General features: G+C 44.4%; 24 protein-coding genes and 4 tRNA genes. 5 read left to right on the top strand and 23 right to left on the bottom strand.

Features of this window, described 5'->3' with window-relative positions:
- Positions 1–108: 108 nt before the first annotated feature.
- The 8 genes from HGG78_RS03490 to mutY all read right to left on the bottom strand — a co-directional run bounded on the left by HGG78_RS03490 (position 109) and on the right by mutY (position 5,047).
- The gene (locus HGG78_RS03490) at positions 109–1,734 is read right to left on the bottom strand and encodes a methyl-accepting chemotaxis protein (RefSeq protein WP_172532100.1); all 1,626 of its coding nucleotides are present in this window, start codon (positions 1,732–1,734) and stop codon (positions 109–111) included.
- 241 nt (positions 1,735–1,975) lie between these two features.
- Positions 1,976–2,051 (bottom strand) — tRNA-Asn (locus HGG78_RS03485).
- Between the two features lie 45 nt (positions 2,052–2,096).
- A tRNA-Phe gene (locus HGG78_RS03480) sits at positions 2,097–2,172 on the bottom strand.
- 6 nt (positions 2,173–2,178) lie between these two features.
- A tRNA-Thr gene (locus HGG78_RS03475) sits at positions 2,179–2,254 on the bottom strand.
- 54 nt (positions 2,255–2,308) lie between these two features.
- Positions 2,309–2,384, bottom strand: a tRNA-Phe gene (locus HGG78_RS03470).
- Between the two features lie 105 nt (positions 2,385–2,489).
- Positions 2,490–3,620: a membrane-bound lytic murein transglycosylase MltC gene (mltC, locus tag HGG78_RS03465; RefSeq protein WP_172532099.1), complete on the bottom strand. Its 1,131-nt coding sequence runs from the start codon at positions 3,618–3,620 to the stop codon at positions 2,490–2,492.
- Positions 3,621–3,698: 78 nt separating this feature from the next.
- Positions 3,699–3,971: an oxidative damage protection protein gene (locus tag HGG78_RS03460; RefSeq protein WP_010320634.1), complete on the bottom strand. Its 273-nt coding sequence runs from the start codon at positions 3,969–3,971 to the stop codon at positions 3,699–3,701.
- A gap of 20 nt (positions 3,972–3,991) precedes the next feature.
- Positions 3,992–5,047, bottom strand: coding sequence for an A/G-specific adenine glycosylase (gene mutY / locus HGG78_RS03455; RefSeq protein WP_168523458.1), 1,056 nt, complete (start codon positions 5,045–5,047; stop codon positions 3,992–3,994).
- Positions 5,048–5,222: 175 nt separating this feature from the next.
- Between mutY and trmB the strand changes: the two genes are divergently transcribed.
- Together trmB and glsB are read left to right on the top strand one after the other, a co-directional pair.
- A complete protein-coding gene (trmB, locus tag HGG78_RS03450) occupies positions 5,223–5,942 on the top strand; it encodes a tRNA (guanosine(46)-N7)-methyltransferase TrmB (RefSeq protein WP_172532098.1) in 720 nt (239 codons plus the stop codon).
- A gap of 195 nt (positions 5,943–6,137) precedes the next feature.
- Positions 6,138–7,058, top strand: coding sequence for a glutaminase B (glsB, locus tag HGG78_RS03445; protein WP_053308745.1), 921 nt, complete (start codon positions 6,138–6,140; stop codon positions 7,056–7,058).
- A gap of 68 nt (positions 7,059–7,126) precedes the next feature.
- Here glsB and hemW read toward each other — a convergent pair whose 3' ends face one another.
- The 7 genes from hemW to HGG78_RS03410 all read right to left on the bottom strand — a co-directional run bounded on the left by hemW (position 7,127) and on the right by HGG78_RS03410 (position 11,845).
- On the bottom strand, positions 7,127–8,287 hold the full coding sequence (hemW, locus tag HGG78_RS03440) for a radical SAM family heme chaperone HemW (RefSeq protein ID WP_172532097.1): 1,161 nt from the start codon (positions 8,285–8,287) through the stop codon (positions 7,127–7,129).
- Between the two features lie 2 nt (positions 8,288–8,289).
- Positions 8,290–8,886, bottom strand: a complete 597-nt coding sequence (locus HGG78_RS03435; protein ID WP_172532096.1) for an XTP/dITP diphosphatase — start codon at positions 8,884–8,886, stop codon at positions 8,290–8,292.
- Positions 8,887–8,901: 15 nt separating this feature from the next.
- Entirely contained in the window at positions 8,902–9,333 is a 432-nt protein-coding gene (locus tag HGG78_RS03430) for a DUF4426 domain-containing protein (protein ID WP_168523454.1), read from the bottom strand.
- Positions 9,334–9,375: 42 nt separating this feature from the next.
- A complete protein-coding gene (yggU, locus tag HGG78_RS03425) occupies positions 9,376–9,666 on the bottom strand; it encodes a DUF167 family protein YggU (RefSeq protein WP_053308741.1) in 291 nt (96 codons plus the stop codon).
- Entirely contained in the window at positions 9,666–10,223 is a 558-nt protein-coding gene (locus HGG78_RS03420; RefSeq protein WP_053308740.1) for a YggT family protein, read from the bottom strand. The genes yggU and HGG78_RS03420 overlap by 1 nt, the downstream gene beginning before the upstream one ends.
- Positions 10,224–10,285: 62 nt before the next feature.
- Positions 10,286–11,104: a pyrroline-5-carboxylate reductase gene (proC, locus tag HGG78_RS03415; RefSeq protein ID WP_172532095.1), complete on the bottom strand. Its 819-nt coding sequence runs from the start codon at positions 11,102–11,104 to the stop codon at positions 10,286–10,288.
- A gap of 33 nt (positions 11,105–11,137) precedes the next feature.
- Positions 11,138–11,845, bottom strand: coding sequence for a YggS family pyridoxal phosphate-dependent enzyme (locus HGG78_RS03410; protein ID WP_172532094.1), 708 nt, complete (start codon positions 11,843–11,845; stop codon positions 11,138–11,140).
- Positions 11,846–11,870: 25 nt separating this feature from the next.
- On the opposite strand from HGG78_RS03410, the gene HGG78_RS03405 reads away from it, so the two are divergent.
- A complete protein-coding gene (locus tag HGG78_RS03405; RefSeq protein WP_172532093.1) occupies positions 11,871–12,908 on the top strand; it encodes a type IV pilus twitching motility protein PilT in 1,038 nt (345 codons plus the stop codon).
- Positions 12,909–12,918: 10 nt separating this feature from the next.
- Positions 12,919–14,025 carry a PilT/PilU family type 4a pilus ATPase gene (locus HGG78_RS03400; protein WP_172532092.1) on the top strand — a complete coding sequence of 369 codons (1,107 nt, stop codon included), beginning with the start codon at positions 12,919–12,921 and terminating at the stop codon, positions 14,023–14,025.
- Between the two features lie 67 nt (positions 14,026–14,092).
- Here HGG78_RS03400 and ruvX read toward each other — a convergent pair whose 3' ends face one another.
- From ruvX to metK, 7 genes are all read right to left on the bottom strand, one after another.
- Positions 14,093–14,521, bottom strand: coding sequence for a Holliday junction resolvase RuvX (ruvX, locus tag HGG78_RS03395; RefSeq protein WP_053308735.1), 429 nt, complete (start codon positions 14,519–14,521; stop codon positions 14,093–14,095).
- Positions 14,522–14,540: 19 nt separating this feature from the next.
- On the bottom strand, positions 14,541–15,104 hold the full coding sequence (locus HGG78_RS03390) for a YqgE/AlgH family protein (protein WP_172532091.1): 564 nt from the start codon (positions 15,102–15,104) through the stop codon (positions 14,541–14,543).
- Positions 15,105–15,157: 53 nt separating this feature from the next.
- Positions 15,158–16,105 (bottom strand): glutathione synthase, encoded by a 948-nt coding sequence (gene gshB, locus HGG78_RS03385; protein ID WP_053308733.1) that lies wholly within the window; start codon positions 16,103–16,105, stop codon positions 15,158–15,160.
- Positions 16,106–16,118: 13 nt separating this feature from the next.
- Positions 16,119–16,850: a 16S rRNA (uracil(1498)-N(3))-methyltransferase gene (gene rsmE, locus HGG78_RS03380; protein WP_172532090.1), complete on the bottom strand. Its 732-nt coding sequence runs from the start codon at positions 16,848–16,850 to the stop codon at positions 16,119–16,121.
- A gap of 107 nt (positions 16,851–16,957) precedes the next feature.
- A complete protein-coding gene (locus HGG78_RS03375; protein ID WP_172532089.1) occupies positions 16,958–17,662 on the bottom strand; it encodes an endonuclease in 705 nt (234 codons plus the stop codon).
- 124 nt (positions 17,663–17,786) lie between these two features.
- Complete coding sequence (locus HGG78_RS03370; RefSeq protein ID WP_172532088.1) at positions 17,787–18,287, bottom strand: SprT family zinc-dependent metalloprotease; 501 nt, start codon at positions 18,285–18,287, stop codon at positions 17,787–17,789.
- A gap of 69 nt (positions 18,288–18,356) precedes the next feature.
- Positions 18,357–19,511: a methionine adenosyltransferase gene (metK, locus tag HGG78_RS03365; protein ID WP_172532087.1), complete on the bottom strand. Its 1,155-nt coding sequence runs from the start codon at positions 19,509–19,511 to the stop codon at positions 18,357–18,359.
- Between the two features lie 334 nt (positions 19,512–19,845).
- On the opposite strand from metK, the gene tkt reads away from it, so the two are divergent.
- Positions 19,846–21,858 carry a transketolase gene (gene tkt, locus HGG78_RS03360; protein WP_172532086.1) on the top strand — a complete coding sequence of 671 codons (2,013 nt, stop codon included), beginning with the start codon at positions 19,846–19,848 and terminating at the stop codon, positions 21,856–21,858.
- A 70-nt stretch (positions 21,859–21,928) separates the two neighbouring features.
- Here tkt and HGG78_RS03355 read toward each other — a convergent pair whose 3' ends face one another.
- Complete coding sequence (locus HGG78_RS03355; RefSeq protein WP_172532130.1) at positions 21,929–22,825, bottom strand: LysR family transcriptional regulator; 897 nt, start codon at positions 22,823–22,825, stop codon at positions 21,929–21,931.
- Positions 22,826–22,950 lie beyond the last annotated feature (125 nt).

Raw genomic sequence — 22,950 nt, 5'->3', positions numbered from 1 at the left:
AATGAAATAAGGCCATTTAATTAAAAGGAGAAAAAACAAAAGCACGTCGAAAACATGCTTTTGTTGAATTTGATGATGTGTGCTGAGCTATTGCTGTAATACAGAGAGCTAGTTTTTTATGGTGAATTTATTCACCCACAGTTCAAGTTCATTAGAGAGTGAGGTTAAAGTTTGAGTACTATTGTGACTTTCAGTAACCACCTGGCTAAGTTGTACACCACTTTCTTCGATCATATTAATTCTTTTTGAAATATCATCACCGACTTGGGTTTGTTCTGCCGCTGCTGTGGCAATTTGATGGCTCATTTCAGAGATTGACTCTAACGCAATCACAATTTGTTGTAGCGCTTCAGAGGCACCTTCAGATTCCGTCACCGTGCTTTGACTAGTATCAGCACAAACTTGCATTGTTTGAATTGCGTTACGAGAGCCTTCCTGTAAGTTGTTGATCATTTGCTGGATCTCTTTCGTGCTGGTTTGGGTGCGCCCCGCGAGGTTTCTCACTTCATCAGCCACGACTGCGAAGCCTCGTCCTTGTTCGCCAGCTCGAGCCGCTTCAATGGCAGCATTGAGAGCGAGTAGGTTGGTTTGCTCGGCAATATCACCAATCACATCCAATACTTTGGCTATGTTGTTTACGTCGTTATCTAAGTTTGATACTGCTTGGCTTGCGGTACCTAGTTGAGCTGCTAAGCCTCGGATATTGTCGACGGTATTATGTATCAACTGCTGAGTGTGTTGGCTTTGCTTATCGGCTTGGTCTGTGTTGCGCGCCGTATCACTTGCTGAATCGGCCACATTATTTGCCGACGATGCCATTTCTGTCATTGCGGTCGCAATCATTGCCGTTGATTGCTGTTGAGTTTCGGTCAGATAAGCAATCGAAGAAGAGCGAGATTCTACCTGAGCGAGTTCTTGACGCAGAGCATGCATTGACGACTCTAAATTTGTCACTAAGTTTGCTAAAGATTGACTCATTTGCTGTACTGCTTGATAGATACTGCCGTCAGAGGCTTTAGTCTCAAAACTTGTTTGAATACTGCCTTTAGCAACGGCTTGAACAGCATTGAGTACGTCTTTAGGTTCACCACCAAGTAGCGTGAGCATTTTATGAATGGAGTAAATCAGAATGGATAAAATAATGCCTGCGATAACAACACAGAGTGCTAATTGCCATTGTGCTGTCGACCAAAAACGGGCGTTGGCTTCATTAAAACCAATACCAGTGCCGACAACCCAGCCCCAGTGCGGTGTTTTTTCTGCAATAGAGAGTTTTTCTTCAATAGAGCCATCGGCTTGAGTTTGTGTCCAAGTGTATTCGACAATTTTCCCTGACTGATTGCCAATAACTTTTTGTATTAGAGCTCCAACACTTTTGCCATCACTGTCTTTAAAGTCATTAAAACTTGTACCATGTAATTGTGGGTCGAGTGGGGTGGCGATAAACGTCATATTTTCATCAGCTACATATACGTACTCATTATCTTTATAGATGTTGTTGCGCAGTAATCTTGTGGCTAGATCTTTCGCTTCCTGCTCTTGAAGTTTGCCTTCTTGCTCCATTTTTTCGACTTCAGTTAAAATACTGTAAGCACTTTTGAATAACTCTGTTACTCGAGCTTTGTTATCTAAGTTACTGGCGACTCGTAGAGTCCATAAGCCTGATGTAGTAAGGGCTAGTAATGCTATAAAGATAATTCCTGATAATAAATAAGCTTGTGTCTTTAGTTTCATGGCCTAACTCTCATACTCTGTTTATGGCTTATAAGTGATATTTTAAGTATCACTTTTAATAATGAAACCATCATAGTAGGAATATACCTACATCAGTAATAGGTGATTACAAAAATATGACAATGATTAAATTTTTATCTCAAAAAAAGTCCAATTCAACATGAAACTTATTAGGTGGGGGGATTGTGGATAGAAACAATAGGCACAAAAAAAGCCAAGTCTTGCGACTTGGCTTTTAAAGTGGCTCCCCCTGCAAGACTTGAACTTGCGACATACGGATTAACAGTCCGCCGTTCTACCGACTGAACTAAGGGGGAATTATTCTTGTGTAAATGTCTTTATTAAACACTTGCACCAAATAATGGTGCCTCGAGGCGGAATCGAACCACCGACACGAGGATTTTCAATCCTCTGCTCTACCGACTGAGCTATCGAGGCAATAAATGGTGCCGACTACCGGAGTCGAACTGGTGACCTACTGATTACAAGTCAGTTGCTCTACCTACTGAGCTAAGTCGGCACACTTTATTTATTGCTTGCTGTTACTTAAGTTAAGCACCAACAATTTAATTTGTGGTGCCCGGAGGCGGAATCGAACCACCGACACGAGGATTTTCAATCCTCTGCTCTACCGACTGAGCTATCCGGGCAACGGAGCGCTATTAAACGGATTTTCCTCTCAATCGTCAACTGCTTTTTTAAAATATTTTCAAAAAACCGTTTGTTTGCTGCGAATTTAGACAAAAACACCTTTGCTAGCCACTGGTGTTAAATTCCTTTTTAAACTTTGTTACTTTTTCTAAGTATCTTCTTGATTCTGAATTGGGATGTTTTTTAGTGAGCGCCCAGTAAACTTGGTTGGGTTGCAGTGAGTTTAAGTCATTCATGGCCCGTTTTCTGTCTTTATTGAAGGTGTTGAGAACTCCGCCAGTGCCGCCGTTATAAGCCGATATCATACTGTATTCGAGCGATGTTGGGTGCTTTACGTCCTTCAGGTAGCGATTTTTGAGGATATAAAAATAGGCTGTACCGGTATCAATATTATTTTCTGGGTTAAATAGGTACTCAGGGCTAGGTTCACCTGGTTTCTTTTTCACCAAAGAAAAGACATCTCGGCCTGCTGTTTTAGGTACTACTTGCATTAGGCCGTAAGCATTAGCCCAACTGACGGCGTAAGGGTTAAAACTACTTTCTGTTTTGATGATCGCGTAGATCAAATCTTCGGGGATGTCATATTTCTTTGATGCTCGGTGCACAATATCCGCGTACTTGTAGCTACGCTTTGATGCGTGGTCGACCACCATCGGAATTTGTACGTAATAGGCTTTTTTGAAATCTACATTTTTCGTTTTTAATTGATTTTCAATGAGATAATCAGCGTATCGATTAGCGCGCCAAGACCATTGGATTGGCTGTTTGTCTTGATCCAGAACTTGGTTGTACAAAAATGGCTGGCCTTTGAGTTCAATATTTTGTGATGAAAAAAGGTCAACTTGGGCAGGATCATCAGGTGTCAATAAGGTGGTGATAATGGCATTACGCAGATGCTTTTTGGGGTCGGTCGGGGATACGGTTTCGACAGTAATGGTGCCATCAGAAAAGTTAACTTCAGAGCGGCTAAGGTAGTTATCGATGTATTTCACATAGTTGCTTTTACCTGCAACTTTAATTTCTTTGCTACCCCAGCGTTTTTCGATGTTACCGGAGAAACTGCTAATTAACGCATCTAAAGCAGCGGTATCTTTGACAAACTGCCCGGGTAATTGCGCTAGGTTTTTCGCAAAGCGGTTGGTGGGTTCATAGTCGACGTCGTAAATACGTTCTATGAATTCTCGACTGCAGCCAGCCAGCAGCATTGCAATAAAAAAGTAAGTCAGCTTTCTCATTAGGTTCCCAATACAAAAATGACATCAGAGCGTCGACTATGATGTCATTGATTATCCTTGAAATAAATAAGGTTACTTTTATTTGCTTGGAGGCGTATAGCCTTCAATGTGGACTTCTTTTCCTTCAAATAGGAAATTGGTCATCTCGGTTTCGAGCAACTTACGATGTTCTGGATCCATCATATTGAGTTTTTTCTCGTTGATTAGCATGGTCTGTTTATGCTGCCATTGCGCCCATGCTTCTTTTGATATGTTATCAAAAATACGTTTACCCAATTCGCCTGGGTAAAGTTGAAAATCCAAACCGTCGGCTTCTTTATTTAGTCGAGCACAAAATACAGTGCGGCTCATAATGACTTCCTCTTAAGTTTTTAAGGGTTAATTTCAAATGGAAGGCTTTCTAATAGCTGCTTTACAGGGGCAGCTAAGCCGATTTGTTCTGGTTGCGATAAGTTATACCAAAGACCTTTGCTTCCTTCCATGATGATATTGGGTTGTTGAGACAGTTCAACCAATATTGGCGTAATGTCTAAGTGGTAGTGGCTAAAAGTATGACGAAATGCGATCAAAGGACGAATTGAACGCACGGTACTTTCTTTTATTGCCCTGTGATCAAGTTGATCTTCAATCGCGTTATTAGGGTTTTCTGGAAAGCAAAATAACCCCCCCCAAATACCGCTTTGAGGACGCTGTTCTAACCAAACCTGATTATTATGATGGATCATGATGAACCAAGTTTGCTTGGTTGGTTTTTCTGTTTTGGGTTTTTTACCCGGGTAATCGAGAGGGTTACCTTGTTTATTGGCGATACAAAAGGATTCAACTGGGCAGAGCGTGCACTTTGGTTTACTACGAGTACAAACCATGGCTCCCATGTCCATCATAGCTTGGTTGTAGCTATCGACATCTTGACTGGGTGTATTGGTTTCGGCGTATTGCCACAATAAATTTTCGACTTTTTTCTGTCCCGGCCAGCCTTCTACAGCAAAACAGCGCGCTAATGTGCGTTTTACATTGCCATCTAAAATAGCGTGTGGCTGCTTATAAACCGAAGAGAGTACCGCTGCCGCTGTAGAGCGGCCAATACCCGGTAGAGCATTCATTTGCTCTATATCAAGGGGAAACTCTCCGCCATATTCACTCGCAACAATTTGAGCCGCTTTGTGAAGGTTACGTGCTCGCGCGTAATAACCAAGCCCTGTCCACAGATGCAAAACTTCGTCTTGCTCGGCGTTGGCTAAGTCAACCACGGTTGGAAAACGTTGCATAAAGCGTTCGAAATAGGGGATCACCGTGGTTACTTGGGTTTGCTGCAACATAATTTCAGACAGCCAAACGCTGTAAGCGGTTTTATTCTGTTGCCACGGTAAATGTTTGCGCCCATAGGCGTCATACCATTTTAAAATGGCTTTAGCGAAAGGTGTCACGACGTGCTCTTTAGTTTATAGTTTTAGTGGGGCAAAATTGCACCACATAAATGATGAGTTGTAAAACCGACAAACTGTGTGGGTTTATCCAGCAAGTTTATTTCGATAACACTTGCACCGAGAATGATTCTTTGGATAATCCCCGCTTTGATTAATCAATGTGCAGGCAAGATCAATGAGTGAAGTAACCACCAACGAATACACCGAAGAAGGCAAGATCCTACGTAGAATCCGTAGTTTTGTTCGTCGTGAAGGTCGATTAACTAAAGGCCAAGAAGCTGCGATGAATGAATGTTGGCCAACAATGGGTATTGATTACCAGCCACAATTACTTGATTGGAGCGCTGTTTTTGGCAATGACAATCCAGTAGTGTTGGAGATTGGTTTTGGTATGGGTGCCTCATTAGTTGAAATGGCTAAAAATGCACCTGAGAAAAATTTCTTTGGTATTGAAGTACACAGTCCTGGTGTTGGTGCGTGTTTAGCTTCTGCGCGCGAAGCGGGTGTCACTAACTTACGTGTAATGTGTCATGATGCGGTTGAAGTTTTTGAGCACATGATCCCAGCGAGCAGCCTGCATACTTTGCAACTGTTCTTCCCAGACCCTTGGCATAAAAAGCGCCACCATAAACGCCGTATCGTACAGTTAGAATTTGCTGAAATGGTACGTCAAAAACTAAAAATGGAAGACGGTATCTTCCATATGGCGACAGACTGGGAAAATTATGCTGAGCATATGATTGAGATAATGAACCAAGCGCCAGGTTTTACCAATATTGCAACCGATGGTGACTATATTCCTCGCCCAGATGAACGACCACTGACCAAGTTTGAAGCGCGTGGCCACCGTTTAGGTCATGGCGTGTGGGATATTAAATACAAGCGTATTGCATAAGGCGTGTTTGTATCACTACTACAAATGAAGTGCGTTTAGTCGTGATCCATTACCGCTAAGCATGCTCACTACAATAAACGATTAAATAAAAGCCAACATTATAGTAATGTTGGCTTTTTCGGCCTTAGCGCCCTACAAAACATCACCATTATAAAAATAGAGAAAGTACATTTCTCACCGAAGGTAAGGTCATCAATGAAACCGACACAAGCAATACTTGCGGACATCTTGGATGAGGTTCGCCCTCTTATCGGTCACGGCAAGGTCGCCAACTATATTCCTGCGTTGGCGAAAGTTTCGAATCAAAAACTGGCGATTGCGGTTTATACCAACCAAGGCGAAGTGATTAAAGCGGGAGATGCAGACCAAGGTTTTTCGATTCAGTCGATTTCAAAAGCACTGAGCTTAACATTGGCGATGATGTTGTATAAGCCAGAAGAGTTATGGATACGTGTTGGCAAAGAGCCCTCAGGCCAAGCGTTTAATTCGATGATTCAGCTTGAAATGGAACAGGGTATTCCTCGTAACCCTTTTATCAATGCAGGAGCAATAGTGGTAGCTGATATGCTGCATAGTCGCTTGTCTGCGCCTCGACAACGTTTGCTTGAATTTGTGCGCCAGCTATCCGGTGAAGAGAGTATCGTGTACGACAAAGTTGTGGCTGCCTCTGAAATGATGCACAGTGACCGTAATGCCGCGATAGCCTACCTGATGCGTTCTTTTGGTAATTTTCACAACGAGGTTATTCCGGTTCTTCATAACTATTTTCACGCTTGTGCACTAAAAATGAGTTGCGTCCAGTTGGCGAAAACTTTTAGCTACCTGGCCAATAAAGGTGTGTCGGTACAGACGGGGGAAGCGATTGTGACGACCACTCAAAGCAAGCAAATTAATGCACTACTAGCCACATGTGGTTTGTACGATGGAGCGGGAGAGTTTGCTTATCGAGTGGGTATGCCGGGCAAGTCTGGCGTAGGCGGTGGTATTGTTGCCATTGTCCCGGGGGAAATGACGATTGCTGTATGGTCTCCAGAGCTCGATCCTTCAGGAAACTCTCTGGCTGGGACAAAAGCATTAGAGTTATTAGCAGAACGTATTGGCCGCTCTATCTTTTAATACATTGTTTTCGTTTACAAACCGTTTTATACATTAATGACGCCCCTCTTATGAGAGGCGTCTTAGCGTTACTCTTCATCAGCCATAAAGGCTTCTAACAAATCATTGAGGAACAATTTTCCTTTCTCGGTGATTTGCCAGTGTGTCGCGTTTTCACTTAAATATTGCTCTGCCAGTGCCCAATCAATGGTCGGCTTGATGACATCTAAACTTAAGCCTGTGGTTTCGACAAAATCTTGTTTTGGGCAAGGCTCCATCAGTCGAAAACGGTTCATGAAAAATTCGAATGGGCGATCACTGTCAGCCACTTCCATTTCACTATCCAGATAAGGTTTAAGTAAGTTGAGATAGCCGCGAGGGTGTTTGACCTTGGTGGTGCGTACAATTCGACCATCAGCAAAACTCAGTTTACCGTGAGCGCCACAGCCAATACCGAGATAGTCACCAAAGCGCCAGTAATTGAGGTTGTGCTGACATTGATAGCCGGGCTTGCTGTAGCCTGAAATTTCATATTGTACGTACCCAGCTGCCGCCAATTTTTGATGACCTAATTCAAAAATATCCCACAGTGCATCATCGTCAGGTAGCGTTGGTGGTTTGAAGTAGAACATGGTATTTGGCTCAATGGTTAGCTGATACCACGATAAGTGCGGAGGGTTAAGCTCTATCGCTTTGTCTAAATCTGCTAGTGCTTGTTCAGTGCTTTGATCCGGCAAACCATGCATCAAGTCAAGGTTAAAGCTATTGAGCCCAATTTGATGAGCTAAGTGGGCGGCATTGACGGCTTCTTGCTGACCATGGATACGACCTAGGCGCTCAAGTTTTTGTTGCTCAAAGCTTTGTACACCAATCGATATTCGGGTCACACCAGCTTGTCGGTAACCGACAAAGCGCTCGGCTTCTACCGTGCCAGGGTTCGCTTCCATAGTGATTTCAATATCAGGTTTAAACGCGATTCGTGCTTCAATGCCTTGCAGTAAGCGGGCAATACCTTGTGCGGAAAACAGGCTTGGTGTACCACCACCAATAAAAATAGAATGCAGTGGGCGAGGGGTGTCAGCCAGTTGATATTTGGCGATGTCGGTATCGAGATCTTCCAGTAACGCATCAATGTATTCACGCTCGGGAATATCATTTTTTAGCGCGTGTGAGTTAAAGTCACAATATGGGCATTTTTGTACACACCAAGGGATGTGTACATACAAGCTAAGTGCGGGTGGTTGCAGCATTATTATTTTTGCTCATTGATGGCTTGAAATAGCTTTTGCAGTGCTTTGCCGCGATGTGACAACTGCTTTTTACGCACAGGATCTAGTTCCGCTGAGGAACAATTGTCTTCCGGTACAAAGAAGATTGGGTCATAGCCAAAACCATTGCTGCCATGTGCTTGATGGAGAATTCGCCCTTCCCATTTGCCATGGCAAACTAAAGGTGTTGGGTCGTTTTCGTGGCGCATTAAAACCAAAACACAATGAAAACGTGCGCTGCGTTGTTCATCTGGCACACCATCCATTGCTGCTAATAGTTTCTCTAAGTTTTGTTGGTCGCTTGCTTTCTCACCGGCGTAGCGAGCCGAGTAAATGCCCGGAGCACCTTGTAGGTAATCAACTTCTAAGCCTGAATCATCAGCGATCGCAGGTAAGCCTGTTTCTTTAGCGGCATGACGCGCTTTGATGATCGCATTTTCAATAAAAGTGGTGCCAGTTTCGGCTACTTCAGACACATTGAATTCGCTTTGCGCAACCACATCAAAGCCAAAATCAGAGAGGAGATCGGCCATTTCACGCACTTTGCCTTGGTTGCCGGTGGCTAAGACTATTTTTTTCATCTTCAATGTTTCTCTTTATTCTTCGACATAAAATTTTTGGGAAAATTTAAGTTTGCCAGCCCCTTTTAAGCCAGTATTAACATCAATATCGAAACTCAAATTTTCTTCATTGGTGATCGGGAATTGAGCAATGTAATAGATTGCATCTCCCTCTTTTACTTGTTTAAATTCTAGCTCACGTAAATTACCAATGAGGTTTTTGGCGTAACCGGTAATTTTCGCTTCGACCGCAGGTTTACCTAACGATGAGTTGTCCAGCACGCTGATGTTTAAAATCGCGGAATAGCCATTACGCTTGAGCTGGTAGCTGCGCGCCACTTGCGGTGTCAAAAAGGTGGAATTAAAGGCGGAGTAGTGCACTTCCACATTTTTAATGGTCTTAAACTGCTCGGCTAGAGTGGGCAGTGAGAGGACTGCCATCAGTAGGGCGATAATCCATTTGCGCATGGTTTGCTCCTTATGCATGCAGGTTTACTAAATAAAAAGCCATCACAAGATGGCTTCAATAGGTGCTGGTATCACTTGTGGTGAATGGACTCTGACTTGTTTGTGACGGCCCAATTCTCCCTTTTCAATCTCTATTAAACTTTTAGCCACTTTAAATTGTTTGGCCAAAAACTTAGTTAAATGTGCATTAGCTTTACCATCGACCGGAGGTGCAGTGATGGCGACTTTCAGCTCCTCACCATGCAAGCCGACGATGCTATCGCGGCTTGCTTTAGGTTGAATGTAGAGCTTGAGAATTAAATCGTCGCCCTCTTGCCAAGCGGCAACTGACATTACAACTGGTGCCACACTGGGCCAATCAGATCGCCCATCAGGAAGTTGGCAAATTGAAGGCCAATAAAGAGCACTAATACGCTTAAATCAAAGCCACCCATTGCAGGTAAAATACGGCGAATAGGCGCCAGCATTGGTTCTGTCAATTGATGGAAAACGTATTCAATTGGACTACGGCCTTGGCTAACCCAGCTCAAAATAGCTCGGATCAACAATACCCAAAACAGTAAACCGCCCGCCGCTTTAATCAAAGATAGTAAGCCTAGGAATAAAAAGTCCACACTGAAGCTAACTGAACCGCCCGAGGCGATTAAGATCAATGCGACGAATTTAAGTACACACAGTACATAAGCAAACAGTACGGTGGCTAAATCAAGACTGCCAATCGATGGGATTGCGCGGCGCAGTGGCCCCACGACTGGTTGTGTTGATTTAACGATAAATTGCGAGAATGGGTTATAGAAATCCGCACGCGCTGCTTGAAGCCAGATACGTAAGATCACAACCATGATATACAGATCAAACAGGGTGGATATCAAAAAACTCATTGAATTCATAAATGGCCCTTAATACGAGTAGTGTGTCGTTTGCGCTATAGCTTAGTGAAACGACACTAGGATTAAAACTGTTTTTCCATCTCTTGTGCACGTGCGACGGCTGCTTGCATCGCTTTTGCCACAATATCTGACAGCTGGTGGTCATTAAAAGTACGAATGGCTTCTGCGGTAGTGCCACCTTTGGAGGTCACTTGTTCACGCAGTGTGGATAGCTCAATATCTTGATTCGCTACCACCATTTCTGCGGCACCTAGTGCGGCTTGCTGAACCAACAAACGAGCGGTCGCTTGGTCAAAACCTTGTGCAATTGCTTCGGTTTGCATCGCTTCCATAAACAAGAAAAAATAGGCCGGCGCACTACCTGCAGCGGCGATTACTCCGTTAATACCCGACTCTTGTTCTACCCAACATACTTCGCCAACCGCTTGCATCAACTCAGCGGTAAAAGTTTTATCTTGCATAGAAACTCGTGGTGCTGCAAATAAGCCACTCATACCACGATTGACCAATGATGGTGTGTTCGGCATAACGCGCACGATGTTCAAATCACTGGTTAGCATCTCATTCAGGCGTGAAATCGAAATACCAGCGGCAATCGAGATAACCAATTTGTTAGAAAAGTCGATCACTTGTAATGGTTCACAAACGCTAGCCATCAGTTGTGGTTTCACCGACAGCACGACGACATCGGCTTGTTGCGCCGCACTCAAGTTGTCGCTGGTGGTTTGAATGCCATAATCGGCTTCAAGCGGCTTACGTCGTGTCTTTGACGGTGCGGTCGCGGTGATTTTATTAGCCGGATAACCGCTGGCAACCAAGCCTGCAATGATGGCCTTCGCCATATTCCCCGCACCGATAAAAGCGATATTTCTGTGTTCCATTAAAAGATTCCTAACTTGTGGTTGGTGCGCTCGTTACGCTTGACCGTAATCGCGTGCGCCAAAAATAGCGGTACCGATCCGTACCATTGTGCTACCCGCTTCAATCGCAGCTTCCATGTCACCACTCATGCCCATCGATAGCGTATCTAACCCTGCAAAATGTTCAGACAATTGTGCTTTTAACGTGGCTAGTTTTTGGAATGCTGCCAGTTGAGAAGCATGGTCTGTGACATTTTCAGGAATTGACATTAACCCTCTTAAAGTGAGGTTGGGAAGAGAGGATATCAACTCTGCCAATTCAAATATTTCTTGTTCAGAAATACCTGATTTTGAGCTTTCACCACTAGTATTAACCTGAATTAACACCTGTAGTGGCGGCATAGCTGATGGGCGTTGGTCATTTAAACGTTGTGCAATTTTGTTTCTATCTACCGTGTGCACCCAGCTAAAGTTTTCAGCGACTAAGCGTGATTTATTGGATTGAATCGGGCCAATAAAATGCCATTCCAAGGCCAGTTCAGGGTGTTGTGCAGCAAAATATTGCACCTTATCGACCCCTTCTTGCACGTAATTTTCTCCAAACACAGTCTGCCCAGCTTGCGCTGCGGCTAGAATAGCTTCGACAGGTTTGGTTTTACTGACCGCTAAAAGTTGCACTCTGTCTAGAGCGCGTCCACACTTTTGTTGTGTACTTTCAATTTGTGAAGTGATCTGTTCAATGTTTTGTTGAATACTACTCATAGCCTGACTTTACTAAGGAAATTAAATGGATATCGCTGAGCTACTGGATTTTAGTGTAAAGCACAACGCGTCGGATCTACATCTTTCTGCTGGTGTTCCACCTATGGTACGTATAGATGGTGAAGTAAGAAAGCTTGGAGTGCCAGCTTTTACTCATGCAGACGTACATCGTTTGATTTTTGAGATCATGAACGATGCTCAACGTAGTGAATTTGAAGAGAAATTGGAAGTCGATTTTTCGTTTGAGTTACCTGATGTTGGGCGTTTTCGTGTCAACGCTTTTCATCAATCTCGTGGCTGCTCTGCGGTTTTTCGCACGATACCAACTACGATTCCGACATTAGCAGAGCTGCAAACGCCAGAGATTTTCAGCAAAATTGCCAACTACGAAAAGGGGCTAGTACTGGTGACCGGGCCAACAGGGTCAGGTAAGTCAACGACTTTGGCGGCGATGGTCGACTACATTAATACCCATCACAACAAGCATATTTTAACGATTGAAGACCCCATTGAATTCGTACATAACAACAATAAATGTTTGGTCAATCAGCGAGAAGTACACCGTGATACACACAGTTTCAAGGCGGCTTTGCGCTCCGCTCTGCGTGAAGACCCAGACGTTATTTTAGTAGGTGAATTGCGTGACCAAGAAACGATCAGTTTAGCGTTAACCGCAGCGGAAACTGGCCATTTGGTGTTTGGTACTTTGCACACTAGCTCTGCGGCAAAAACCATTGACCGAATTATTGACGTGTTTCCCGGTAGCGATAAAGAGATGGTGCGCTCTATGTTGTCAGAGTCATTACGTGCTGTGATAGCGCAAAAACTGCTCAAACGAATCGGTGGTGGCCGGGTTGCTTGCCATGAAATTATGTTGGGGACGCCTGCCATTCGTAACTTGATTCGCGAAGACAAAGTTGCTCAGATGTTTTCCATTATTCAAACTGGGGCGGCTCATGGGATGCAAACCATGGAACAAAATGCGAAACAGCTTATTGCTCAAGGCATGGTTGACGCTGAAGAAGTGCAAGCAAAGTTAGAATTGAATTCATCTCCGTTCTAAGAGACAGCCCATGGAATTAAATCAATGCCTTGAGGGCATGTTAAGTCAAAAAGCATCGGACCTTTATATTACGGTCGGTGCCCCGATTTTGTTTCGAGTTGATGGCGAATTGAGAGCGCAAGGTGAAAAGCTAACCATTTCACAAGTGATGGATTTACTTGATGCAATGATGGATAGCGAACGTCGTGAAGAGTTTAAGCTCACTCATGAAGCTAACTTCGCGGTTGTGCGTGATTTTGGGCGTTTTCGTGTCAGCGCCTTTTTTCAGCGTGAATTACCGGGAGCGGTGATCCGCCGCATTGAAACCAATATTCCGACCTTTGATGACCTAAAGTTACCAGGCGTTTTACAGGATCTGTCGATTGCAAAGCGTGGCTTAGTACTTGTGGTTGGAGCTACGGGGTCGGGTAAATCGACCACAATGGCGGCGATGACGGGCTATCGCAATACGCATCGAACCGGGCATATTTTAACGGTGGAAGATCCGATCGAGTTTGTGCATGAGCATCAACGCTGCATCGTCACGCAGCGTGAAGTTGGGTTAGATACCGAAAGCTACGAGGTGGCGCTGAAGAATTCACTTCGACAGGCGCCTGATATGATTTTGATTGGCGAAATACGTTCTCGAGAAACCATGCAGTATGCGATGACCTTTGCTGAAACGGGCCATTTATGCATGGCAACGTTACACGCTAATAATGCCAACCAAGCGTTAGAGCGAATTCTTCATTTGGTTCCTCAAGAGCAAAAAGATCAGCTTTTGTTTGATCTGTCGATGAACCTGAAAGGGGTGATTGGCCAGCAGTTGATCCGCGATAAAAACGGACAAGGGCGACATGGTGTGTTTGAGATCCTACTCAATAGTCCGCGCGTTTCTGATTTGATCCGCCGCGGTGAACTGCACGAACTGAAAGCCACCATGGGGAAATCACAACAGGTAGGTATGCAGACATTTGATCAAGCGCTTTACCAACTAGTGATTGATGGCAAGATCAGCGAGCAAGACGCACTTCATAGTGCCGATTCAGCCAATGATTTACGTTTGATGCTCAAAGCCAAACGCGGTGACCGTTATGGATCTGGCTCATTAGATAATGTTCAGATTGATATGGATTAACTTTTAGCTATTGTAAAAAGAAAAATCCCAAAACTAGTTTGGGATTAGGTATTGGAAAGTGGTGCGATTATTCGCCCCACTGCGCCTCAAACCAACTTTCTAATATGACGACCGCCGATTGGCAGTCAACATTTCCTTTACTAAGCGCTTTGTAGCCACCCATCTCAAATAAGTCGGCGCGAGCTTCTCTGGTCGATAGGCGTTCATCGTGCATTTCAACTGGCAAGCCATAACGACCTTGTAGACGTTGAGCAAATTTTTTCGCTCTCGGCGTGATGGTTTCTAGTGCTTTGCCATGCAGATCAGTAGGCAGCCCAACTACGAGTAAGTTGGGCTGCCACTCTTTGATCAATTTTTCTATGTCATCCCAATTAGGGATGCCGTCATTGGCCTTAAAAGCCTTCAACGGTGAAGCCGTTCCTGTTACCTCTTGACCAATGGCACTGCCAATACTTTTGGTGCCAAAGTCAAAAGCCATAATGGTTCTTGAAGTCATAATTACGTTCTTGATCGGTTTACGCGTGTCCAGCCAGGCCAGACAGCTGTATCGGGTCGATACCGAGTTTTTTAATCGCTTGGCTCCATTTATCATGGATTGGCGTATTAAAGATGACCTCTGGGTCTGCTTCAATGGTCAGCCATGAGTTTTCTGAAAGTTCCAGTTCTAGCTGACCCGGTTCCCAACCAGAATAGCCCAAGGCAACCAGATAGTTACTTGGTTCAGCATCAGTACCTAGTACAGACAGAATATCCTTCGAAGTGGTAACGGCAAGGTCATCACTCATGCGAATACTCGACTCATAATGATCTTTCGGGCGATGCAAAATAAACCCGCGATCTTCTGCAACCGGTCCACCATTTAAGACCGGCATTTTCAGGCTATCCACTTGGATCTGCGGATAACTTGGTTCGATGTTGACCTGCTTTAACATGCCCCCGACAGTGATATCTATCGGTGCATTGATCATTAGCCCCATCGCCCCTTCTTCATTATGTTCACAGATATAAATGACACTGTGCTTGAAGTAAGGATCTTGCATACTTGGCATGGCGACTAAAAAATGATTTGTAAGATTCATACTGCCTCCAACCCTTCCGCGAGTAATAGTGTAATGACTTACCCTATTAAACGTTACTTGTTGATACGACGCTCGATAGCATCCATCAACTTACCGGTAATTGAGATATCAAATGCCGCCTCAATCTCACGAATACAGGTTGGGCTTGTCACATTTATCTCAGTTAGCTTGTCGCCAATAACGTCAAGACCTACAAAAATTAAGCCTTTTTCTTTCAGTGTTGGAGCGATTGTCTGCGCAATTTTAATATCGGTTTCGCTCAGTGGACGAGCTTCACCACGACCACCAGCAGCTAGGTTACCGCGTGTTTCACCTTTCGCTGGGATACGAGCAAGGCAGTAAGGCATTGGTTCACCATCAACTACCAAAATACGTTTGTCGCCATTACTGATGTCTGGCACGAAGGTTTGCGCCATGCAGTAGTTTTGACCGTGGTTGGTCAATGTTTCAATGATCACCGAGACGTTAGGATCACCTTCTTTGACTCGGAATATTGAAGCGCCGCCCATTCCATCAAGTGGTTTTAAGATCACATCACCATGCTGCTCGCGGAAGGCTTTAATTTTCTCTGCTTTACGCGTAACAATTGTGGTTGGTGTCAGTTCTGGGAACCATGCAGTAAATAGCTTTTCATTACAGTCACGTAAGCTTTGTGGTTTGTTAACGATTAAAGTGCCTTCGTCTTCTGCGCGCTCTAAAATGTAGGTGGCGTAGATGTACTCGGTATCAAACGGAGGATCTTTACGCATCAATACTGCATCAAGTTCGGCTAATTTAATGGTTTGTTGTGATTTAAATTCATACCAGCCATTTGGATCTTCTTTCAGTTCGACGATTTTTGTATCGGCGACTGCGACGCCTTGATCTAAGTGTAGATCATTCATTTCCATATAGTGGATTTCATAACCACGGCGCTGTGCTTCAAGCAACATGGCAAAGCTGGAATCTTTTTTAATATTAATGGATGCAATGGGATCCATTACGATACCAAGTTTAATCATTGATTTTCTCCGGTTAGCCAAGGTCGCCGAAACGAACTTGAAGGGCAGTAATTGCAGTTAAGGCAGCCGTTTCAGTGCGAAGCACGCGTGGGCCTAACAGGGTTTCTTCAAATTGATATTCTTCCGTCATGCGGATCTCTTGTGCCGATAATCCGCCTTCAGGGCCAATCAATAAACGTACTTTAGTGACAGGCTCTGGCAAGGTGTTAATTGAATATTTAGCTCTTGGATGCAGGTTAAGTTTTAATGCATCACTTTGTTCTGCACACCAAGCTTCTAGCTGCATGATAGGACGAATCACCGGAACGGTGTTGCGGCCACATTGCTCACAGGCACTGATCGCAATTTTCTGCCACTGTTCGAGTTTTTTCTCGAATCGTTTAGCATCAAGTTTAACGCCGCAACGTTCAGAAATCAGTGGTGTAATAGTATTCACCCCCAACTCAACCGATTTTTGGATGGTGAATTCCATTTTGTCACCACGAGAGATGACTTGTCCAAGGTGCAAGTTTAATGGTGATTCACAGCTACTCTCTACGCGTTCTGCTACTTCGACTAACACGCCTTTTTTCGTCACTTCGCTGATAGTTGCTGGAAATTCAGCGCCACTGCCATCAAATAGCAGCACTTCTTGACCAACTTGCATGCGTAACACTCGGCCAATATGTCCAGCCGCGTCATCACTTAACGCGATGGTGCCGAGCTGCGAAATTGGGGTCGGGTGATAAATTCTAGGGATGCGCATGGTAACTTCCTGCCTGACATTGAATAGCCACTAACATGGATGCTTTTAGCTGAAAAAACAAGGGGCAAGAATGAGTTTCAGCCATCAAGATTAAACGTTTCAACGGATTATGAACCACATTGCTTTTGAACAAATGGGTTGTGGTTGCCTTGTACTTTAGCAATGCGTTGGTCACGCTTACATTCCCATGAATCTGCCGGATATTGGCGATTCCATGCTTGCATTAGCTGAGTTTGTTGTTTTGATAGCTGAAAACCATATTCTTGGCTCATGTACAAGTAGGTACGAGCAATCGACCCGCGCGCTCTATCCGGTGGCATGACTTTACGCTGCTTAAAATTGACCTGCATTTCACAGCGACCATAGGTTTCACCATCCACTCCATTCCATTGACTGAAATTGTAGTTTGAGCGATCACCGTTAACTTCTCCGATCGCGGGGGTTAAGTTGTGTAGATCCGCCTCCATAGAACGAAAAGCGGTATCATTCTTAGTGCAATTTTTACGCCCGCCATTTTGCCAGCATTGACGCTGGTGACCAAATTGCCAAGCAGGAACCACATGCTCCCATTCAATGCGGCTGGCGCGGGTTTGTTGTTTACGTACTTGATAACCACAAGCTTGTAAGTCTGGTGTACCTTTACGGCCTTGCCATTCAATGTCACAGCCACAATAAAAACTAATTGGATGATCTTGATAGATCTTCAATGCTTCTTTCTTTGCTTTAGAAAATGAAGAGGGTGGTGCTGATAGTGCACTAAACGAGAGTAATGCTAAGAGTCCTGCGACAGACAATAAACGAAAATACGACATAATTTAGACTGATATAAGTATGGTTTTTCTCAGTCTAACACTCAGGATGAGGAATTATAAATGATGTTTTTATCGTTAATTTTCGGGGATGGTCATCACGAAAAGCAGCGAATAGAACACTAATTTAAGAAAGCTGTACGCCTGTAAAGGTCAGAGTTTGCGAACATTGTTGGCAGCGATAAGTGGCTTGATGGCGCAACACTTTGTTATGGCGACGAATAGTCAGAGGATAGCGAGTACAGTCGCAGCGATATTCAAAGGTTTTGCCTTGCACAGAAGAGACTTCAAACCGATGAGTGGTATTGGCGGGTAAATGAAAGACTTGATTCATCACACTCTGCCACTCTTTTCCATGTGGACGGACTCGACCATAGCGTCGATAAGTAATGAGGTGAGCGATTTCATGTGCGATCACTTCATCTAAAAAAGCTTGTGCGTTTTCTGCAAATAAAATGGGATTTAAGCGAATTTCCCAACGTTGTAAGTAAGCTTTTCCAGCGACTTTGCCTCTGAGTTGGTAATTTAATGTTGGCAAAGGAAAGGGATGTCGAAAATGGTCGGATGCGATATCAATACATTGTTTAACTTTTGCTTGAGCGCGGTAATGTAACTCAAAGTTTTGCACGTATTTATTCCTAAAAAGCCCTTACTAAAAAGTAAGGGCTTGTGTATTTTTCATCTACACTGCAGTTGCTTATTTCAAGCCAGCGAATTCACGAAGAATAACGGCTTTATCTGTTGCTTCCCAAGGGAATTCTTCACGACCAAAGTGGCCGTAAGCGGCAGTTTTCTTGTAGATTGGTTGTAGTAGGTTCAACATTTCTTGTAGGCCGTATGGGCGTAGGTCGAAGTGTTGACGTACTGCTTCGATAATGATCTCTTCAGAAACTTTTTCAGTACCAAATGTTTCAACCATGATAGATGTTGGATCAGCAACACCAATTGCATAAGAAAGTTGAATTTCACAACGGTCAGCAAGGCCTGCAGCGACGATGTTTTTCGCTACATAACGTGCTGCGTATGCTGCACTACGGTCTACTTTTGATGGATCTTTACCAGAGAATGCACCACCACCGTGACGCGCTGCGCCGCCGTAGGTGTCAACAATGATCTTACGACCAGTCAAACCACAGTCACCCATTGGGCCACCGATAACAAAACGGCCGGTTGGGTTAATAAAGAATTTGGTTTCTTTGCTGATCCACTCTGCTGGCAATACTGGTTTGATGATCTCTTCCATTACCGCTTCGCGTAGGTCTGGTGTAGAGATAGAATCACAGTGTTGAGTTGAAAGAACGACTGCATCAATACCAACGATTTTTCCTTGGTCATATTGGAAAGTAACCTGAGATTTTGCATCAGGGCGCAACCAAGGAAGAGTACCGTTTTTACGAACTTCTGCTTGTCTTTGTACCAGACGGTGAGAGTAGGTAATCGGTGCTGGCATTAGGATTTCAGTTTCGTTAGTTGCGTAACCAAACATGATACCTTGGTCACCGGCGCCTTGCTCTTTAGGATCGGCTTTATCAACACCTTGGTTGATGTCTGGAGACTGCTTACCGATAGTATTCAATACGGCGCATGAGTTTGCATCGAAACCCATGTCTGAGTGCACATAACCGATTTCACGTACTGTTTGACGAGTTAATTCTTCAATATCAACCCATGCTGAAGTGGTCACTTCGCCACCAACCATCACCATGCCTGTTTTCACGTAAGTTTCACAAGCAACACGAGCTTTTGGATCTTGTTCTAAGATGGCGTCAAGGACAGCGTCAGAGATTTGGTCTGCAATTTTATCTGGATGACCTTCTGATACGGATTCAGAAGTAAACAGGTGCTTAGCCATGAGAGCTCCAATTTAAGTAGTTGGTCGGTGGCAAGTCGCTAGCAACTTACCACCTCAATTCATTAATTTATGTAGGTGTTTCTACATCTAGACGTCTATTCTAGTTTTGAATGGTCGAATTACAAGTAATTTTTTTCTGATCTGAAAGCCAAACGATTGCTTAGGTTTGCTCAAAAATTTTTGAATTTGGGTTAATATCCTAAAAATAAGCCACAAACAGCCGGATTTCCTCAGTAAAACGTTTGCAGTGATAAAAGTGCTTTGAGAGAATAGCCGCGCTGTTTTCAGCCCAATTTCGTTACTTTGAATTCGCTTAATGCACTCAGGAGCAGACATGTCTTCCCGTAACCTTCTTTCTAATAAAGAACTAGCCAATGCAATCCGCGCTCTTAGCATGGATGGTGTTCAACAAGCCAACTCTGGTCACCCAGGCGCACCAATGGGGATGGCTGATATCGCTGAAGTACTTTGGCGTTCTCACCTAAATCACAACCCACAAAACCCACAATGGGCAGACCGCGACCGTTTCGTTCTTTCCAACGGCCATGGCTCAATGTTGATTTACTCTTTGCTGCATCTAAGCGGTTACGAGTTATCGATTGATGATCTGAAAAACTTCCGTCAACTGCATTCAAAAACCCCAGGTCACCCAGAATATGGTTATGCACCGGGTGTTGAAACGACTACAGGTCCACTAGGCCAGGGCATTACCAACGCGGTTGGTATGGCGATGGCAGAGAAAGCACTAGCCGCACAATTTAATAAAGAAGGCCACGACATCGTCGACCACTTCACTTATGTATTCATGGGTGATGGCTGCTTGATGGAAGGTATTTCTCATGAAGCTTGTTCTTTAGCGGGTACGTTAGGTCTTGGCAAGCTGGTTGCTTTCTGGGATGACAACGGCATTTCTATTGATGGTCACGTTGAAGGTTGGTTCTCTGACGATACACCTAAACGTTTTGAAGCGTATGGTTGGCACGTTATTCCTGCGGTTGATGGCCACGATGCTGAAGCTATTAATGCGGCAATTGAAGCGGCGAAGGCTGAAACTGGTCGCCCAACTTTGATTTGTACTAAAACGATTATCGGTTTTGGTTCTCCAAATAAAGCGGGTTCACATGACTGTCATGGCGCGCCTCTTGGTGCGGAAGAAATTAAAGCGGCTCGTGAATTCCTAGGTTGGGAACACGGACCGTTTGAAATTCCTGCTGATATTTATGCACAGTGGGATGCAAAAGAAGAAGGTCAAGCAAAAGAATCCGCTTGGAACGACAAATTTAAAGCATACGCTGCGGCATATCCAGCGGAAGCGGCAGAACTGAAACGTCGTTTAAATGGTGATTTACCAGCGCAGTGGGAAGAAAAAGCCAGCGCAATTATTGCCGACTTGCAAGCTAACCCTGCCAATATTGCATCACGTAAAGCGTCACAAAATGCGCTTGAAGCCTTTGGTGCAATGCTACCAGAATTTATGGGCGGCTCTGCTGACTTAGCACCTTCTAACCTTACTATGTGGTCTGGTTCTAAATCGCTGACGGCGGAAGATTTCTCAGGTAACTACATTCACTACGGTGTGCGTGAATTCGGTATGACTGCCATCATGAACGGTATTGCGCTTCATGGCGGTTTCGTTCCTTACGGCGCGACGTTCCTAATGTTTATGGAATACGCACGTAATGCAATGCGCATGGCCGCTCTGATGAAAATTCAGAACATTCAAGTGTACACGCACGACTCTATCGGTTTGGGTGAAGATGGCCCAACGCACCAACCAGTTGAGCAAATCGCTTCACTGCGTTTAACGCCAAACATGAGCACATGGCGTCCATGTGACCAAGTGGAATCTGCGGTAGCATGGAAACTGGCGATTGAGCGTAAAGATGGCCCGTCAGCGCTTATCTTCTCTCGTCAAAACCTAGCACAGCAAGAACGTACTGCTGAGCAAGTGGCAAATATCGCTAAGGGTGGTTACATCCTGAAAGACAGCGAGGGTAAGCCTGAGCTCATCCTAATCGCGACTGGTTCAGAAGTTGAACTTGCAGTGAAAGCTGCAGAGCAACTAACCGCAGAAGGTAAGAAAGTACGCGTGGTTTCAATGCCTGCAACTGATGCATTCGATAAGCAAGATGCCGCTTACCGCGAAGCCGTATTGCCAGCAGACGTGACTAAACGTATCGCGATTGAAGCAGGCATTGCGGATTTCTGGTACAAGTACGTTGGCTTTGGCGGCAAGATCATCGGTATGACCACCTTTGGTGAGTCAGCGCCTGCTGATCAGTTGTTCGAGATGTTTGGCTTCACCACTGAAAACGTAGTGAAAACAGCAAATGAGCTGCTTGCTTAATTGACTTTAGGCATACAATAAACAGAGCCCCGCTTGTGATAAGCGGGGCTTTTTTATGCCATCATTTAGCTCACTTCCAGTCATCAGGGCAAGCTTGACGCAATGCATCGATAAATAATCGCAACCTTAGAGGGTGGCGACCAGTTGGATAATAGCAACCAATTTCGCTAGGCTCTGATACCCAACCAGGTAGACAAGAAACGACACTGCCTGGATGTGCGTTTTCAAACCCTTCGGCAAACCATGTTGGTAGTAAACCAATTCCTCTACCTTTGGCGATGGCATCGGCTTGCATAGCCAAATTGTCGCTTTGTAAACGGCTAGAGAGCGCCGGTAATATAAAGCTGCCATTGTGAGGATGAAGCAGTGTGAGATCTTCTTGGCGAAATGCGATGAAATCGATCCAAGGGTGTTTGATCAATTCTTGTGGATGACTGAGCTGAGTATTGCTTTGCAAATAATGCGGTGACGCGTATGGCGAATATCGCCAACAGCCCAATAATTCTCGTCGCCAACTTTTCTCCGCAATAGGACCAATCCAGATGATTAAGTCCGGTTCTATGTGCGCATTTTCAGTCAAATATTGGCTGTAGAGCCGAATAGTTATTTCAGGGTGTGTCTGCATAAACTCATCTAATACCTGACTGATCCAACCTCGGATCAAATTAGGATGCACAACTAGCGTAAGCTCACCACTAATTTGGTTATTGAATTCCTGCAATGCTTCGTGACTTTTTTCAGCCAGTTCCAACATTTGCTCTGTGTAGACCGCAAACACTTGTCCTGCTTTGGTTAAAGCGAGGCGGTTTCCTTGACGTGCAATTAAGGCTTGTCCGACATCACTTTCTAAGGATGCTAACCGTCGGCTAAGGGTCGATTTAGGTTGCTCAAGTGCTTTAGCGGCAGCCGTTAGGCTTTTGTGTTGGCAAAGTGCGTGGAAGGCTTTGATTGCACTGAAGTCATGCATAATGTAGATGGCCTCTTTAGTAAGTAACAACGGCATCGTATAACAATGACGTTCCATTTTTGGTACTGACCATTCCATCTGTCTATCTATCTCAATCATTCAAATTATGAATAATTCACCCCTGA

The organism is Vibrio aestuarianus, from assembly GCF_012395185.1.
In the GTDB taxonomy this organism is placed as follows: domain Bacteria; phylum Pseudomonadota; class Gammaproteobacteria; order Enterobacterales; family Vibrionaceae; genus Vibrio; species Vibrio aestuarianus.
This window is presented reverse-complemented; position numbering and strand designations above follow the sequence as displayed.

Excerpts from the sequence above, each read along its gene's own strand:
- HGG78_RS03435 (WP_172532096.1), bottom strand. The coding sequence starts at position 8,886 with ATGAAAAAAATAGTCTTAGCCACCGGCAACCAAGGCAAAGTGCGTGAA.
- HGG78_RS03375 (WP_172532089.1), bottom strand. The coding sequence starts at position 17,662 with ATGTCGTATTTTCGTTTATTGTCTGTCGCAGGACTCTTAGCATTACTC.
- tkt (WP_172532086.1), top strand. The coding sequence starts at position 19,846 with ATGTCTTCCCGTAACCTTCTTTCTAATAAAGAACTAGCCAATGCAATC.
- hemW (WP_172532097.1), bottom strand. The coding sequence starts at position 8,287 with ATGCTGCAACCACCCGCACTTAGCTTGTATGTACACATCCCTTGGTGT.
- gshB (WP_053308733.1), bottom strand. The coding sequence starts at position 16,105 with ATGATTAAACTTGGTATCGTAATGGATCCCATTGCATCCATTAATATT.
- metK (WP_172532087.1), bottom strand. The coding sequence starts at position 19,511 with ATGGCTAAGCACCTGTTTACTTCTGAATCCGTATCAGAAGGTCATCCA.
- HGG78_RS03355 (WP_172532130.1), bottom strand. The coding sequence starts at position 22,825 with ATGCATGACTTCAGTGCAATCAAAGCCTTCCACGCACTTTGCCAACAC.
- trmB (WP_172532098.1), top strand. The coding sequence starts at position 5,223 with ATGAGTGAAGTAACCACCAACGAATACACCGAAGAAGGCAAGATCCTA.
- mltC (WP_172532099.1), bottom strand. The coding sequence starts at position 3,620 with ATGAGAAAGCTGACTTACTTTTTTATTGCAATGCTGCTGGCTGGCTGC.
- HGG78_RS03460 (WP_010320634.1), bottom strand. The coding sequence starts at position 3,971 with ATGAGCCGCACTGTATTTTGTGCTCGACTAAATAAAGAAGCCGACGGT.
- rsmE (WP_172532090.1), bottom strand. The coding sequence starts at position 16,850 with ATGCGCATCCCTAGAATTTATCACCCGACCCCAATTTCGCAGCTCGGC.
- glsB (WP_053308745.1), top strand. The coding sequence starts at position 6,138 with ATGAAACCGACACAAGCAATACTTGCGGACATCTTGGATGAGGTTCGC.
- yggU (WP_053308741.1), bottom strand. The coding sequence starts at position 9,666 with ATGTCAGTTGCCGCTTGGCAAGAGGGCGACGATTTAATTCTCAAGCTC.
- HGG78_RS03430 (WP_168523454.1), bottom strand. The coding sequence starts at position 9,333 with ATGCGCAAATGGATTATCGCCCTACTGATGGCAGTCCTCTCACTGCCC.
- HGG78_RS03400 (WP_172532092.1), top strand. The coding sequence starts at position 12,919 with ATGGAATTAAATCAATGCCTTGAGGGCATGTTAAGTCAAAAAGCATCG.
- HGG78_RS03405 (WP_172532093.1), top strand. The coding sequence starts at position 11,871 with ATGGATATCGCTGAGCTACTGGATTTTAGTGTAAAGCACAACGCGTCG.
- HGG78_RS03390 (WP_172532091.1), bottom strand. The coding sequence starts at position 15,104 with ATGAATCTTACAAATCATTTTTTAGTCGCCATGCCAAGTATGCAAGAT.
- proC (WP_172532095.1), bottom strand. The coding sequence starts at position 11,104 with ATGGAACACAGAAATATCGCTTTTATCGGTGCGGGGAATATGGCGAAG.
- HGG78_RS03420 (WP_053308740.1), bottom strand. The coding sequence starts at position 10,223 with ATGAATTCAATGAGTTTTTTGATATCCACCCTGTTTGATCTGTATATC.
- ruvX (WP_053308735.1), bottom strand. The coding sequence starts at position 14,521 with ATGACTTCAAGAACCATTATGGCTTTTGACTTTGGCACCAAAAGTATT.
- HGG78_RS03490 (WP_172532100.1), bottom strand. The coding sequence starts at position 1,734 with ATGAAACTAAAGACACAAGCTTATTTATTATCAGGAATTATCTTTATA.
- HGG78_RS03410 (WP_172532094.1), bottom strand. The coding sequence starts at position 11,845 with ATGAGTAGTATTCAACAAAACATTGAACAGATCACTTCACAAATTGAA.